Origin of the sequence: Sulfurospirillum diekertiae, assembly GCF_002162315.1 — a bacterium.
GTDB lineage: Bacteria > Campylobacterota > Campylobacteria > Campylobacterales > Sulfurospirillaceae > Sulfurospirillum.
In genome coordinates, this window is sequence record NZ_CP021416.1 from 1,152,435 (window position 1) to 1,167,727 (window position 15,293).

At 37.2% G+C, this 15,293-nt stretch carries 13 protein-coding genes and 2 pseudogenes; 2 read left to right on the forward strand and 13 right to left on the reverse strand.

Annotated elements, in window-relative coordinates:
• Positions 1-41: 41 nt before the first annotated feature.
• The 7 genes and pseudogenes from Sdiek1_RS05830 to fliW form a co-directional block, all read right to left on the reverse strand.
• Entirely contained in the window at positions 42-491 is a 450-nt protein-coding gene (locus tag Sdiek1_RS05830) for a type II secretion system protein (RefSeq protein ID WP_087438326.1), read from the reverse strand.
• Entirely contained in the window at positions 491-1,378 is an 888-nt protein-coding gene (locus Sdiek1_RS05835; protein WP_161492001.1) for a type II secretion system protein, read from the reverse strand. Before Sdiek1_RS05835 ends, Sdiek1_RS05830 begins: the two co-directional genes overlap by 1 nt.
• On the reverse strand, positions 1,378-2,052 hold the full coding sequence (locus tag Sdiek1_RS05840; protein ID WP_087438328.1) for a type II secretion system protein: 675 nt from the start codon (positions 2,050-2,052) through the stop codon (positions 1,378-1,380). The genes Sdiek1_RS05835 and Sdiek1_RS05840 overlap by 1 nt, the downstream gene beginning before the upstream one ends.
• 1 nt (position 2,053) lies before the next feature.
• Positions 2,054-2,968, reverse strand: coding sequence for a hypothetical protein (locus tag Sdiek1_RS05845; RefSeq protein ID WP_087438329.1), 915 nt, complete (start codon positions 2,966-2,968; stop codon positions 2,054-2,056).
• A gap of 46 nt (positions 2,969-3,014) precedes the next feature.
• Positions 3,015-3,689: a hypothetical protein gene (locus tag Sdiek1_RS05850; protein ID WP_087438330.1), complete on the reverse strand. Its 675-nt coding sequence runs from the start codon at positions 3,687-3,689 to the stop codon at positions 3,015-3,017.
• Complete coding sequence (locus Sdiek1_RS05855; RefSeq protein WP_161492002.1) at positions 3,652-6,276, reverse strand: PA14 domain-containing protein; 2,625 nt, start codon at positions 6,274-6,276, stop codon at positions 3,652-3,654. Before Sdiek1_RS05855 ends, Sdiek1_RS05850 begins: the two co-directional genes overlap by 38 nt.
• A gap of 70 nt (positions 6,277-6,346) precedes the next feature.
• Positions 6,347-6,743, reverse strand: a pseudogene (gene fliW / locus Sdiek1_RS05860) (flagellar assembly protein FliW).
• 169 nt (positions 6,744-6,912) lie between these two features.
• Here fliW and Sdiek1_RS05865 point away from each other — a divergent pair.
• Together Sdiek1_RS05865 and lon are read left to right on the forward strand one after the other, a co-directional pair.
• The gene (locus tag Sdiek1_RS05865; protein WP_087438332.1) at positions 6,913-7,560 is read left to right on the forward strand and encodes an outer membrane protein assembly factor BamD; all 648 of its coding nucleotides are present in this window, start codon (positions 6,913-6,915) and stop codon (positions 7,558-7,560) included.
• Positions 7,561-7,676: 116 nt separating this feature from the next.
• Positions 7,677-10,102, forward strand: a pseudogene (lon, locus tag Sdiek1_RS05870) (endopeptidase La).
• Positions 10,103-10,147: 45 nt separating this feature from the next.
• Here lon and rpsR read toward each other — a convergent pair.
• The 6 genes from rpsR to Sdiek1_RS05900 all read right to left on the reverse strand — a co-directional run bounded on the left by rpsR (position 10,148) and on the right by Sdiek1_RS05900 (position 15,217).
• The gene (gene rpsR, locus Sdiek1_RS05875; RefSeq protein ID WP_012856656.1) at positions 10,148-10,414 is read right to left on the reverse strand and encodes a 30S ribosomal protein S18; all 267 of its coding nucleotides are present in this window, start codon (positions 10,412-10,414) and stop codon (positions 10,148-10,150) included.
• Positions 10,415-10,520: 106 nt separating this feature from the next.
• The gene (locus Sdiek1_RS05880; RefSeq protein WP_087438333.1) at positions 10,521-11,030 is read right to left on the reverse strand and encodes a single-stranded DNA-binding protein; all 510 of its coding nucleotides are present in this window, start codon (positions 11,028-11,030) and stop codon (positions 10,521-10,523) included.
• An 80-nt stretch (positions 11,031-11,110) separates the two neighbouring features.
• Positions 11,111-11,452: a 30S ribosomal protein S6 gene (gene rpsF / locus Sdiek1_RS05885; protein WP_369688495.1), complete on the reverse strand. Its 342-nt coding sequence runs from the start codon at positions 11,450-11,452 to the stop codon at positions 11,111-11,113.
• A gap of 72 nt (positions 11,453-11,524) precedes the next feature.
• The gene (holA, locus tag Sdiek1_RS05890) at positions 11,525-12,511 is read right to left on the reverse strand and encodes a DNA polymerase III subunit delta (RefSeq protein ID WP_087438334.1); all 987 of its coding nucleotides are present in this window, start codon (positions 12,509-12,511) and stop codon (positions 11,525-11,527) included.
• Positions 12,504-14,450, reverse strand: coding sequence for an RNB domain-containing ribonuclease (locus tag Sdiek1_RS05895; RefSeq protein WP_087438335.1), 1,947 nt, complete (start codon positions 14,448-14,450; stop codon positions 12,504-12,506). Before Sdiek1_RS05895 ends, holA begins: the two co-directional genes overlap by 8 nt.
• Complete coding sequence (locus tag Sdiek1_RS05900) at positions 14,447-15,217, reverse strand: HDOD domain-containing protein (RefSeq protein ID WP_087438336.1); 771 nt, start codon at positions 15,215-15,217, stop codon at positions 14,447-14,449. Before Sdiek1_RS05900 ends, Sdiek1_RS05895 begins: the two co-directional genes overlap by 4 nt.
• Between the last annotated feature and the right edge of the window lie 76 nt (positions 15,218-15,293).

Genomic DNA, 15,293 nt, shown 5'->3' on the forward strand with positions numbered 1-15,293 from the left:
CAAATAAAACCTTAAATGAAAAGGAGGTTTTAGGGCTGATTTTAGGGTTTTTGAATGGTGCGACGATGCAAGCGAATAGGCTCGGTGGAGACATTGTGATCTTGAACAATCGTGTCAATTATCACTGTGACATTTGAGTCAGTCGTATTTATATCCGTTTGACTAAACCTTTGGCATTTTACATTACCTACTGGTAATCCAATACCTATATAATAGATAGAAATCGCAATATCAAAAATAGGGGTTCCTGTATTTGGAAATTGTGCATTAATGGTATTTAAACAGTTATCGTTGGCAGTAATGTCATGTGTCGAAATAGCAAGTAACGCATATTCAGTGCTACTTTGTAGTAAAAGTTCTGCTTGTTCTCTTAGATAAGTATCACCGGTTTGTTTGACATTGAGTGTCGAAAAGGAGAGGGCTAAAGCACTAAGTGTTGCGATAAGTACCATAAAAATAATGGCGGTGATAAGTGAAAATCCTTTACGCATCAGTACACAACCTTTTCTTTACAAATGGCAATGCGATCGCCTGTTCCTGTTTGATTGTTGTCATGTAAACAGAGCTTTAAGCGAATGACGGTGTCGTCTTGTTTGAATTGAAAGAGGCTTGCATGTTCTGCAAGAACAGAATTGCCTAGGGCATTACTATTATAATTTTGACCTAACCACGGTTGATAGTTGTACCGAAGGGTTAAATTAAAATCGGTTGAGTTAAAACTACTAGGAACAATAGCATAAGCAGAATGGGCTAAAACATAATGTTCATAAATATCATTGGGAATATCAGCAGAATCGATAGTTAAAATATCATCTGTATTTCGTGTTACTTTAACTGTAGCTGAGCCGTCTGCATTGTTTGGGTTTCCCCAACCAAAGTCCGTAGCATTATAAGTCGTTTTAAAGATCAGTGCTGCCTCTTTCCCTGCCGTTAAATCAATAGCACTATTGGTTAGTGCACTCATTGTAGCAGCGGCAGAGGAGAGATTGCTATCGGGAGTTTTAAGCGTATGTGTCGCTTTATTGGTATTAGTATTGTCTAGATCAATCAGTCCACTCCATCCTGGAGGTGTACTTAGGAGACTCTCATTACTGTAGCCTATCCATTCAAGAATTGAATAGGTCGAATCACTGCCTGAAAGGGCTATAAAACTTCCATCTGCTTTTCGGGCTATGGTGCTGTCTTTAATACGGTATTGTAACCGTTTGGCAATTTGCTCTAACACAATCTCTGTTTGTGATTCTAATTGATGAATAGCTCGTGAGCGTAAGTAGTTGTTATAAAGTGAGAGAATAATCTCAGAGCCGATACTTGCAACTATGCCCAAAACAACAATGACCATTACGAGTTCAATCATCGTAAATGCTTTTTTCTTCATTACCATGTCTTTTTCGTCACTTTACTTTGCCCAATATTGGATGAAAAAGCATACATAGATATTGGCCTTTCAATACCATTGGCTGTTGCCGTTACTTTGATCATTTTGATATTGGTACTGTTGGTTGTGTTATTATCGGGGTTAAAAATAAAGGTTATCGCATTGCTTGAGGCGTATGTTCCAGTGTCAAGCCGATCTTTGATATAAGAGACAGATGTATTGAGAGTAACATTGAAAATAAAGTCATCAAGAGCTGTGATGGTTTTTGTTTCGCTTTCCCCATTAAAGTCGTCAATGTCATCATTTGCTGTATCAGTCGTAAAATTAACTTTTGTCGTAGGTGCTCTTAAATCATCCCATAATCGTCTTCGACCATCAGCAAAAACATGTCCGTTGCGTCTTATGGTACTTGTATTAAAGTCAGTAGCAGTATCAGCAGATGCTGGTACATTTAAAACACGCTCAATATCAGCTGTCTCATCATATGTGTTTTGATCCCACTGGTACGTTAAAATGTAAGAGAGTTTAGTTTTAAGAGATAAGATGACTTCTTGGCGTAAAGCAAAGCTATTGCTATTTTGTACTTGGGTTAAAATGAGTGGTAAGCTCATGACAGCAATTCCCATAATGACGATAGCAAAGACCAGTTCTATCATTGACATTGCTTTTTTCATGTTACCAGTTCATCTTTTTATTACTGCGATTTGAGTCATTTGTATTTGTAAATTTACCCACATCTTTTGAACTATTTCTGTCAACGCCTCCAGCACCGGACCAACTTCCAATACGTGTAAACTCAACATTAAAGTCGTTTGTTGTTGCAGCGGCATTGGAAGCATTATAAAGAAGCCATAAGGATGGAGTCATTTTAATACGATCGGTATAAGGGGCATTGGTATTGGTAAGCCTATGGGTAGTATCAATACCCGTACCTGCATTGATGGTGCTTACGGTTGCATTGGCAATGGTTGTTGCTTTTGACCCTGTTGTAGCAGAAGCGAATGTGGTAACATTGCCATCTGATATTACATGTAAAGGATTTTGATACCAATTGAGCGATAATGGGCTTTGTGTGCCAATAGCGTTAAAGGCTGTTGTATTACAGTCTTTGCAATATACTTCATAGCGAATGGTCGTATCGATAGGGCTAGGTGCTCGATAATCGGTTGAGTAAACACGTCCATAGTAGAAAGGGGAACTTTGGTTAATGTCTGTTGTTCCTTTAATGGTATCTACATCCGTTACATTAAGATCACGAAAGTTCAGTTTTAAAGGATTGGAGGCTTTGGTTATATTTCTATCAAAATTAATTTTAAAGTTAAGCTTAGCAGTCCCATTATTATCTGTTCCGAAAATACTTTTATTAATACCTGCAAGGTTTAGCCCTGAACCAATAAGCGAAGAGCCTGTTGTCGAAGTATTGGTCTCAAAAAATTTGATTTGTGTAAGGGCATTGGCAGGAGAAATTGTAAGTGCATCATACGAGATATTGTAGTCTGTAGCTTTTGCATAACAAGCACTGTTGTAGTTTTGGGTAGTATTATTATCAAGCCTCTGCGCAATAATTGTAACATTAAGTTCCGAAGACATATTGAGATCATTTGAAATATAGGTAAAGTTACCACCTTTATAATTTTTAAAAAGTTGATGCTAATGAGAAATGATCTGGAGTGTAAGTCCAGTTTTGATCGTATGGAGTGATATAACGCTCACTATCTGGAGTATCACTAGCATCAACATTTGCAAATTCTAAACCAGAAGTTTCTTGCATTTTGATATTAATAACACCAACTTCGCTATAGGATAAAGACGGAATTACTTTTGTACCATTTTCAAATTGCAAATTGGATAAGTTTGTGTCAAAGATTCCAGTAATACAACCAGCTTTTGTTTCAAGAGGTGTTACAGGAATAGTTTCATTGTAATCTGTTGTATTTGCATTAGTGTAGTCTTTTGCAGAAAATGTCACGCTATAACCAACACCTGCTTTATAGGGAGATGCTCCTGCTATGTTAAAATCAAAATTATTGGGGCGAACGGCAAAATTATTAGAATCAGCCCATTGGCAATCACATGTTCCTACGTTTGGTGTACACCCAGGAATACAAGTGGTAGTGTTGTTTACTTTTGACCAACAATCTGTCCATTCATGATCACTACGTGCACAAAAATAAAATCTTGGGAAAATATTTTTATTGGCTTTTGTCCATTTATTGACTCCTGATGGCCATGCTGAACTGGGTAATTCAAAGCGACCTGTTGATTTTAGTGCATTAAAAGTACCCGAACCATTTTTTTTTAATATCTCCAAAATAATAGATATTTTGAGTGATTTCAGCGCTATTTACTGTATAAAGCTCTTCTAAAAAGATACCGACACTTACATTTTTATCAGCTTCTACGGCTGTTTGCGCGTCATTTAAAAGAGCTATATCAAGTTGAATAGGGGCATTAACAATCTTTGTTTTAATGGCTGTGTCAGTCGCTTCATTTCCTGTGGCAACCGTATGCTCAATTGCTTTGAAAGGACCTGGAATAAATTTATAACGTGTGACAAATTGGTAATTATCTTTTGCCATACACATATAATGATCATGTCGATAACGATCATTGATTGTTCCAGCATAACCTTGATCATTATAGTGATAAATATTTCCATTGTCATCAGCCCAAAAGTGCATCCAGTTACCATAGGTATAGTCACCATTTGGTTCCCGTGATCGAGCATTTAAATAACAATTAATAGTATTGCCACCACTGCACATTGGGGCACTATTTGAGAAGTCTCCAGCTGAAAAAGTTGTAATCCAAAAATCTGATGGATAACCCATCTCCTCTAATGTTGTTTTCCAACCTGTTCCTGTACTAATATGGGCGATATTAACAGATGTACCATTGATTTCTGAACTTGATGTCAAGTCATAGCCGTATGTTTTGCCATTAATTGTTCGACCATTTGTAATTGGTGTCCAACTACCTGCAGCTCCTGGGTCTAAAATACCATCTGAGGTACTTCCATCATCGTAATAAAGGCCCATAGGTCCATACGGCCAGTAATAGCGTGTTGTTTCATAGCTTGTACCCCATCCAGCGATATTTCGATCAGAAAAATATTCTCCCATTTGCCCCGTATAAGGAGACCATTGTGCTTTTTGGTCGTATAAAAAAGTTTTAACTTTATTGAAGGTCGTTTGTGAATTTGGAACAAAAAAGAAAAGTCCTAAATTGGTGCAGGTATCTTGTCCATTTTTAATATCACTATGGTTTTCAGTTCTTACACCATCAAGTGTTAAAAACATTGTCCATGAATATTTGTCTTCAGCATTTGATCCTGCGACTTCCATACAGTAAGCTACAAATGGCCTGTAATCTGATAATAACTGATTGCCATCACGTCCTTGTACTTTTGGATCAATATAAAAATATCCGGTTATATTTGCATATTCGCCATTAGCGGGTAATTGTTCAGAAAGTTGCTTACATGAAGGTTTTAAGACCTCCGCTCCATCATAAATGACAAATTTATAATCATCTAGTAATTTTAATTTAAGATTTTTTCCTGTACATTTATAAACATCTTCCTTTTTAGGATTAATTTTAAGAACTTGACCACCTTGTTGACTTGAGATATCATAATCTCTGCGCATTTTACTGAGAGTACATCCGGTAATATTGCTTGCTGACATATTATTCCAATCAAACGTAAAAGGAGTACCTCGAAAATTAAGATTACTGAAGTTCCCATTATAAAACCCAGAAGTATTGTCGGGGATAATTTCTAATGTACGCGCATCAATGCGAATATAATTTATATAGGTCTTAGCGTTATTATCATCATAATAATTTTCATTTGTTCCTAACGAGGCATTAAATGTAAAATTACTAAATTCTGTTGAAGCCATTTGTTTTGAAAGTGGTAGTTTAATCACATCTTTAATATCATTAGGATTGCTTCTGTCACAATAGACTTCAAAAGAGTGACTTGTATTACCATCAGGAGCGATGATATGATAGCCTTGTGTTAGGTTGTTTTGAGCACAGTAACCCATATCATCATTAATAATGGTACCTGTAGCTATCGCTCTTGCAATAGTAGCATTAACTTCATTGGAAAGTGTGACTGTGAATGTTTCATTATTTTCTACGAGCGTATCGCCTTTAATGGGTATTGAAATAATTTTCGAGAGATTTGTATCGGATGAGCTAAAAATTAATGTTCCATTAGTGGCATTATAGTCACTTCCTGCTGTTGCAGCTGTTGCGGCTACCGTACCGTCAGCAGTTGCATATTTTACGGAAGCGTTAGTAGTTTCTGAAATGGTAACTATAAAATTCATATTCTTATAGCCAGTATCACCTTCTGTTAAATTTGCATCAGTTATTGTTAAAGAAGGATATGTACTAAGATTGGATGTAGGAATAATATCTTTTGAAACACTAGGCCCTTGCCACTTTAATTGTGCAACGGCACCTCCCCCTTTTTCATAAAACTCCATAATAATGGGGTAATATCCTTTATTAAGAGTTAAATTCTGACTATCTTCTTTACTTGCATGATCTGTCCAATTATTTATAATTAAAGAGCCATTAATAGTTAACTTAACACCATCATCGGATTGTGTATAAAATGTCCAAGTTCCATTTTTAGGAATGTAAATGTATCCACTCCAAATAACTTGAAAATTATCTGTTTGTATACTTGAATCAGGGGAGCTATTGTCCCATGGAAAATTGACTGTAGCATCAATGCGTGTCAAATTGGGTGTACCAGTAATAGGATAAGAAGATACTGTTGATGCAGTTTTATTATAATACTTTCCGATTAATCCATTAGTTGCATATACATTGGAAATAAAAAATAGCAAAAGTAGATATGTGAGAAAAGGACTTTTTTTCATTAGAAAATCACCTTTTGATGGCATTAAATATAAAAATATTTTCTGAATAGAAACACTTTTATATCTTGTTTTACTCAGCTTTTTCTTTATTTAAGTATTGTGAAATACTCTCCATTAAACCAAAGTCAGGGTATAGGTTTACATCTAAAAACGACTTGAGCGACACTGCCGTTATCGACATTAAAGACAAGGGGAGCGATAAAATTGATGGTTGATGTTTCGATAGGTGTGGCAATAATCATAATATTTAAAATAAGAATGTTGGTTTTTTCATTGATATCAAGTAACGCTCTAAAGTATTCAGGAATTTCAAATTCATAAGAGCGGATCATAAAAGGATTGATGAGTGTAAAGACAGTTGTGTCGGATTTAGAGATAAATTTGACAAAAAAGTCATCAAATTTTTCGAGTTCTACTTCTTTGATGGATTCAAATCCTGGGATCGGCGCTTTAACAGAGAAGATCATACTATTCCTTTTGATACAAAATAATTATTTTATCTATTGTATCATTTTGTACGTTAAATGCGACAAGAACTCTGAAAGAAATCGTCTAAAATAGGAAATTATCTATTTTTATTTTAAGATAACAAAAAAGAAGATACAATAGGTTTTTTTAACACAAAGGATAGCGTAAATGAAGATAATAAATGTTCTTATTGTGGCGTCATTGGTGGCTTTAATCAGTGGTTGTGCTTCTAAAGATAAAGAGGTTTTTAATATGCCAGCAACCTATTGGTATGAAGAGATCGCCAAAGAGATTAAAGCTCAAGATTTGGAAAAAGCAGACTCACGTTATACGTCGTTGGCCAGTGAGCACATTGAATCTCCACTGCTTCCAGATGCAATGATGATGCTTGCCAATGCGCATATTCAAGATGAAGAGTATGTCTTAGCCAACTTTTACCTTGATGAGTATTTGAAACGTTATGGTAGTAAAGCCAACGCCGATCATGTTCGCTACATGAAAATTAAAGCAAACTATGAGGCATTTCCAAATCCAAATAGAAATCAGCAACTTCTTTTAGATACGATCGTTCAAACTAAAGATTTTTTAGCAAAATATCCTAACTCAAAATTCCGCCCTTTAGCAGAAACAATTTTAGCAAGATTAGAAATGGGTGAGTATTTCTTAAATGAAAATATCAAAGATCTTTACAATCGCGTTGATAAACCAGATGCAGCACAATTGTATGATGAAAAACTCAAAAAATCTTCTTTGGGTGACGCAAAAATTATAGAACCAAATGTTCCTTGGTATCGTTCTTGGTTTGAGAAAAAGTAGCCACAAAAACTTTTTATTTACTTCTTTACTATACAATCTAATTACGGCATAAGAGCTTGGCTCTTATGCTCTTACATGTAAAATAATTAAAAACACACTATGACGGAGATTGAGAGATGAAACTCAGTGATTATACCGCCTTTCCTGCGGACATTCCTATTGTCGTTGAAGACAATTTGTTTTTTATACCCTTTTATGATTTCACCCCTTTTTTTTAACGGATGATGAAAATATTCGTGCTGCAAATGATGCTTTGGAACATAACTCATTGGTGATGGTGTGTACGGCAAAAGCTGGAAATGAGCATGGACGTGATTTTAATGCAATTTATCCAGCAGGTGTGATTGGCTCTATTATGCGTAAAGTGGATCTCCCTGATGGAAGAGTCAAGATACTTTTTCAAGGGATGCAAAAAGGAAAAATTTTAAAAGAACTCTCCACAACACCGCTTCGTGCAACGATTGATTTGATCCACACACACCGTACAGAGGCGATGAAAGTAGAAGCGACATTAGCCGTTTTGAGAGAAAAAATTGCACTTTTAGGAACATTGGGTGGACAATTTCCCCCTGATCTAATCAAAACGATTGAAGATAACAACGACATTCATCGCATTACAGATTTGATTGCAAGTAGTATGAAGCTCAAAAAAGAGCAAGCCTATAAGCTTTTTGTTGAAGAAGATGATGAAAGTAGACTACTACAACTTATCGACTATGTCATTGAAGAGATTGAATCAAGCAGGCTTAAAAAAGAGATTAAAACCAAAGTCCATTCGCAAATTGAGAAGGTAAATAAAGAGTATTTTCTTAAAGAACAGCTCAAGCAGATTCAAAAAGAGCTTGGAACGGACAATCAACGCGAAGAAGAGATCGAAGAGTATCGCAAAAAATTAGAAACTAAAAAAGAGTATATGGAAGAAGATGCGTATAAAGAGATTAAAAAGCAGATTGATAAACTCTCTCGTATGCACCCTGATTCGGCTGATGCGAGCTTAATTCAGAGTTATCTTGACTGGGTGATTGAAATTCCTTTTGGCAAAGCAACAAAAAAGAACTTAGATGTTTTAGAAGTCAAATCACAGCTTGATAAAGACCATTATTCTCTCGAAAAACCAAAAGAACGTATTGAAGAGTTTTTTGCAGTGAGGGAGCTTCTTGCTAAGCGAGGGCTGGCTGATAAATCAGCCAATGGTGCTATTTTATGTTTTGCAGGCCCTCCAGGTGTGGGTAAAACCTCTTTGGCGAACTCTATTGCAAAAGCACTCAAACGTAAACTTGTGCGTATTGCTCTTGGTGGACTCGAAGATGTGAATGAGCTAAGAGGACACAGACGAACTTATATTGGTGCGATGCCTGGCCGAATTGTTCAAGGTATCATTGAAGCGGGAGAGATGAATCCCGTTGTGGTGCTTGATGAGATCGATAAAGTCGCACGAAGTTTCAGGGGCGATCCAACCGCGGTACTTTTAGAAGTGCTTGATCCTGAGCAAAACAACAAATTTAGAGACTATTATCTCAATTTTAATATTGATCTTAGTAAAGTTATCTTCATTGCTACAGCCAACGAAGTAGGCTCAATTCCTGCTCCACTGCGTGATCGTATGGAGTTTATCTTTGTAAATTCTTATACCCCACAAGAGAAGTATGAGATTGCTAAGAAGTATCTTATTCCACAAGAACTCAAAAAGCATGGTTTGAAAAACAGCGAAGTGAACATCTCTAAACCTACCTTGCAGTTGATTATCGCCAATTATACACGTGAATCAGGCGTGAGAAATTTGCGTCGTAGAATTGCCGATATTTTGCGAAAAGTGGCAAAACAACTTTTGATGGATTCTACTGTAGAAAAAGTAAGTATCACCAATACAAATCTGAAAGAGTTTTTGCCCAAAACCGTTTTTGAAATCGATGAAGTTGATAAAGAAAACAGTGTTGGTATTGTCAATGGTCTTGCTTGGACAAGTGTAGGTGGCGATGTGCTTAAAGTGGAAGCCATTCGCATTCAAGGCAAAGGCGGTATTCAAATCACAGGATCTTTGGGTGATGTCATGAAAGAGTCTGCTAAAATTGCACTTAGTGTCGTCAAAGTTTTGATCGATAATGGCAAAATTGATGTGCCGCTTTCTATCATCCCAACTACTGGTCTGGATAAAGAAGAGAGTGCAAGAAAAATTGAACCAAGTGATGTGTACAGACGTTATGACCTTCACATTCACGTACCAGAGGGTGCAACGCCCAAAGATGGCCCTAGTGCGGGTGTGACTATGGCAACAGCGATTGCTTCGATTTTGAGTAATCAAAAAGTCAAAAGTGACCTTGCAATGACAGGTGAGTTAACATTGACAGGTAAAGTTTTACCTATTGGTGGGCTGAAAGAAAAACTGATTGCTGCATACAAAGCGAAGATTAAAACGGCGCTCATTCCTAAAAAGAACTATGAAAAAGATCTTGATGAAATTCCTGACGAAGTGAAAGAAAAGATGAAAATTATTCCCGTGTCTCGTGTAGAAGAGGTGTTGGAGTATGCGTTAGTGAAGTAGAAAGAAGAAGCTAGATGGAAAACCATCTAGCTTTACATGTAAAGATTATTGTTGAAGTTGTTCGAAAGGAACAGCAACAACTTTTTGAGTGTCGATGATGTAAGGGATAACTGCTGTAGCACGAGCGCGTTTGATCGCTAGTTCTACCATCTCTTGATGTCTTTTGCAGTTACCAGTTAAACGACGTGGCATAATTTTGTATCTCTCTGAAAGAGAATGTCTCAAAATTTTTGCGTCTTTATAATCAATGTATTCTACTTTTGCTTCACAGTATTTGCAGTATTTGCGTGCAAATTTTCTTTTCTCTGCCATTTTTTATCCTTTACTTATTTTTATAACGACTCTTAGGCAAGGCCTAATTGTCACTAAAGCTTGCCTTTTTCAAGACAGATATTTTTACATAGATATGTAAAAATCGCTAAAACGGTATTTCGTCATCGTTAATATCGATGTCCGGAATTTCATGACCACTGTATTCAGGAGTAGATTGTCTTGGATAGGCAGCTGGCTTTTGTTGGTTTGCGTTGTTGTAACCGACATTTGGTGTTGCCATAGGCTCACCACCATAACTACCACCTTCTGCACCACCACTCTCTTGTCCACCACGAGAATCCATCATTTGAAGTGTTTCAACAGTAATAGAGTGCTTAGAGCGCTTTACCCCTTGTTGATCCGTCCATTGATCGAGCTTTAAACGGCCCTCTACCAATACCTTTTTGCCACGGCTTAAGTATTGATTGGCGATTTCTGCAGTACGTCCAAAAAAGGTGATGTCGATAAAGCAAACCTCTTCACCCTGACTTCCATCTTGCTTTTTGAAGCGACGATTGGTCGCAAGTCCAGTGGTACAAACAGCACCACCATTAGGTAAATAGCGAAGTTCGCAATCACGTGTGAGGTTACCAAGCATAATTACTCTATTGAACATCGTGGCTCCTTAATTAAGCTTCAGTTGTAACAGTGTCTTCTACGATCTCTTTAGATTCAACAACTGGGGCTGCTGGTGCATCACTTTTTTTTAGTGATTTTATCAACTTGTTTGTTCCAGAATCTAAGTTCTTTTTGATTTTCAAATTTAACAGTCATAAAGCGGATAAACTCTTCAGTAATTCTGATAAGTCTTTCAACCTCAGCAATAGCTGGTGTTGGGGCAGTAAAGTAAAATACTACGTAAGATCCACGCTCAAATTTATCAATTTGATACGCAAGTTTGCGTGTACCCATCTCAAGTGTTGCAGCAATAACTGCACCATTTTTCTCTAAAATTTCTTTTAGAAAACTTAGTTTTGCTTGTAGTTCTTCTACAGTTAATGTAGGTTTTACTACAACAAGCAACTCATAATGTCGCATCGTTTCTCCTTCTGGATTTCACCCAAATAGTGTGTATTTGAGTAAGGATTTTTAGAATAGGTGGGGATTATACTACAAATAACTTTGAAGTTTTATTAAGCTTGAGAGTAAGTAACTGGTCTTTTCAACATTACCTATCTTCTTAAGACGGTATTCAGCATCAATCAAGATGTTGGTAAGTTGATGATATGTTGCAAGATCAATCTTGATGGAGTGTTGTGAACGCTGTGCTGCGAGTTGGGGAGGAAGAGGGTAACCAAGAATGGCTTTTGCATCAAATGCGCCGTATAATTTAATATAGGCATGAAATAAAAAGAGCTGAGTTACGTGTCCTTGAATCGCATTAATGATACGAATTTCCTCAACACCATCACCTTCAACAAGACGCTCAAATTCCTCTTTGATATCTTTTTTCTCAAGTAATTTTGTGATGAAAGTGTCCATTGAAACGCTACCAAGTCCATAAACATGTGTATTGATATCGTTGATGCCAATTTCTTTATTCAACACCAAAAGCTTTTCGCATTCATTGACACATAATGAAAGATCTTCGGCGTGAATCATATAGAGTTGTTGCAATGCGTAGCGATCGATTGAAAGACCGACAGCATTAGCATGGTTCTGAAGTAACTGAATGGCTTCATTAAAATCTGCTTTAAAGAGACGCACAAAAACACCATCGTTTTGTTTATCGAAAAATTTGGTCAGAGGAGTCGCTTTTTTATCTTCACCAAAATATTGATAGATAAAATAGCTTGAATCATTCTTAGCACACAACCCCACCAATGTTTCAATTTCTTTGGAAGGGATCGTTTTATCAGTTTTGACTATCAGGATGTTACGATCACCAAAGAGAGAGGATTGTGCAAGAAAATTTTTAGCGGAGGTAAAATTGTACTCATCAAAATACATCATGACTTTTTCATCACTCCCCGCCTTTAAAAGAGCCAAAAGTTGCTGTGTCAGTACGTTGTTTTGGTAGGCACATGCTCCATACAAAAGAGTTGATTTTGGGGCTTTTTGTGCTTTTAAAAGTCCTTCAAATTCTCTTCTATACATCAAAACTCCTCGTGACTCTGGCATAAATCCGAGTGGTTGCTATATTGCTTTCGACAATTTTAACTTCAATACGTTGTAAAAGATGCACATCATTGTCCAGTAAAAAGATACGTGCACCTTTAAGTTCATCATCTAATTTCGCAATAGGATTTTGTTCGGTTTCGACAACAATCGCTTTGAAATTATCACCTACATGTAACGCCATGTAGCGTGCAAATTTGCGATCCATATAATCCCATGCGACTTTGTCACTTTCTCTTTCCAAAGCGCTTATTTGCTCGCACAGTGGAGCAATATCTTTGAGTAAAAAGGTGAGTTTCTTCTCATCGTTTGCCATCTTTGCTTTTAAGAGGCGGTGCAGTGTTAAGTCACTGTATCGACGAATCGGAGATGTAAAGTGGGTATAGATGTCAAAACCAAGTCCAAAATGTCCTTTATTTTCAGGCTCATAAATCGCTTTTTTTTGGCTTTTAATGATGAGTTTATCCACCTCTTCACGAAGCCCCAAGGCATCCGCTTTGGCTTGAATTCCTTGAATCATTTTGGGAATATCAGCGCCAAGCTTTGCATTGATACCAATGAGTGCAAGGTCATTTAAAAGCATCTCCATACGCTCATATGAAGGGCTTTCGTGCGTTCTAAAAATACCAAAGCCTATTTTTTTTGCAGCCGCTTTATTGGCAAGGAGCATACAGTCTTCAATCAGACCATGCGAAGGTGTCTCTTCTTCTACAGTAGTTGAAACTAAATTTTGGTGTTCATCCACTCTCATACGAACTTCTGAGGAGCGAAATGAAAAGGCGTTTTCAAGCCGTATATCACGTAGTTTTTGCGTAAGTGTGTGAAGCGGCAAAAGATACTTTAAGATTGTTGTATCTGCACTGTCAGCATCATCAGTTTTGCCTGCTAAAAATAGGTCTATTCTCTCATAGGTATAGCGCTTTGTGGAGTGAATAATGCTCTCAAAAAGTTCTTCTTTAAGTGGTTTACATGTAATTGGATCGAGGGTTATTTTAAACGTGTATGCAAGGCGATCCACATTGGGTTTTAATGAGCAGATATTTTCACTTAAAGCACGAGGAAGCATGGGAATGGACTTATGCGGAAAGTAGATCGAAAAACCACGTTCAATGGCTTCTTTATCGATGGCTCCCATGGCATAAACATATTCACTGACATCGGCAATGGCAACATAAAGTGTGTGATTGTCCACATCAAAGTAGATCGCATCATCAAAATCTTTAGCATCGACGGGATCAATGGTACAAAAGGGTAAATCGGTGAGATCAACACGGTTAGGATAGTATGCTTTATCGACAAAATCACCATGACTTTTAGCTTCTGTTTCGGCTTCTTTAGTAAAAAACTCTTTTTTATCAAACAGAGCTAAAGAGATTTTTTCATCGACCAACGGATCATCGAGTGTTCCTAAGACTTCTTCGATGGCATTGGTAATATTATCTATCTTTAAAACGCTTCCAAGAGGAAGTTGTTTGAGTGATTTTTGGCTGGCCGTGATCTCAAACATAGATTCATTTTTGACGTTAACGCCAACCACTTTGCCTTTGCTCATCTTTGTGTAAACAATGCTTTTAGCAAAAGCGCGTTGGGCAATGTAGACTACCACAGCTTTTGCGCGTCCTCCTCGTTTATTGGTGACACGTTTTGCAACGACCAAATCGCCCCGCATGGCACCATGCAATCCTGAAGCTTCAATAATAAGGTCTTTGGAGCGTGTTGGCTCTAGTGAACTTAAATAGCCTGTTCCACTAAAGGCGACGTCCATTTTGCCTACAATATGGGAAGGCTCAAGGACGTAAAGATCATTTTTTGCTATAAGAGCCCGAAGTTGGATTAATGTCTGAAAATGAGGAAGAAAAGGGGCGGGCACATCTTTTTGTGCCACCCCTTCTTTAAGGCTTAAAAGAAAGTTTTTCACTGTTTAAATTGCTCTACGGTTTGTAAAAATGGCTCTGGAGTTAAACCGTATGCATTAAACATTTGAAGTGAACGATGAATGGAAGCATCGTCAAGCTGTCCGAAGATGTTAATACTATTTCTCACTACATTCAGAGCAGCCGAAAAAGCTCGGATGTGCTCTTGTGCTTTGGCAGGTTCATTTGAAAATTTGATGGATTCCACAAGTTCACTCTCTAAATTCCACTGTTCAAAAATTTTTGCAGTGATCTCTTCATTACAAAAGCCTACATACTCTTTTTCAAGTGCAGAGAGTTCATCGGGTGTTTTGATCGTTGAAAGTACCGTTTTAAACGCAGCATCTTTTCCTTGTTCTATAAGCTCATGTGCGATGATGATTTTTCCAACTTCCATCATAAAAGAGGCAGGTTGAAGAACATCGAGCATTGCTTTATTGACTTTAGAGTACCACTTAAACATGAAGGTACTTTGAAGTGTGCTAATTTCTAAAAAGGTTGCGTTAGTAATGTGATATGGGGTAAGATCAATTTTGATATTTTGTTTGATAGCGCTCGAAAGGGCAAACCCGCGCACGGTTGCCATGCCAAAAAGCGATACGGCGTGAGCAATATTTTTGATCTCCCTGCTAAAGCCATAAAGAGGTGAATTAGATGATTTTAAGATATTGGCAGTTAACATTGGATCGCTCTCAACCACTTTGACAAGATCGGCGAGTGAGCTGTTTTTATCGACACATATACGCTGTATTTTTAAAACAGTATCATCCAGTGGCGGAAGCGCTTTAACTTTTTTTTAAAATATTTTCATCCATAAGTGTTTCCTAGTGATTTGTTTATCCTCAAAT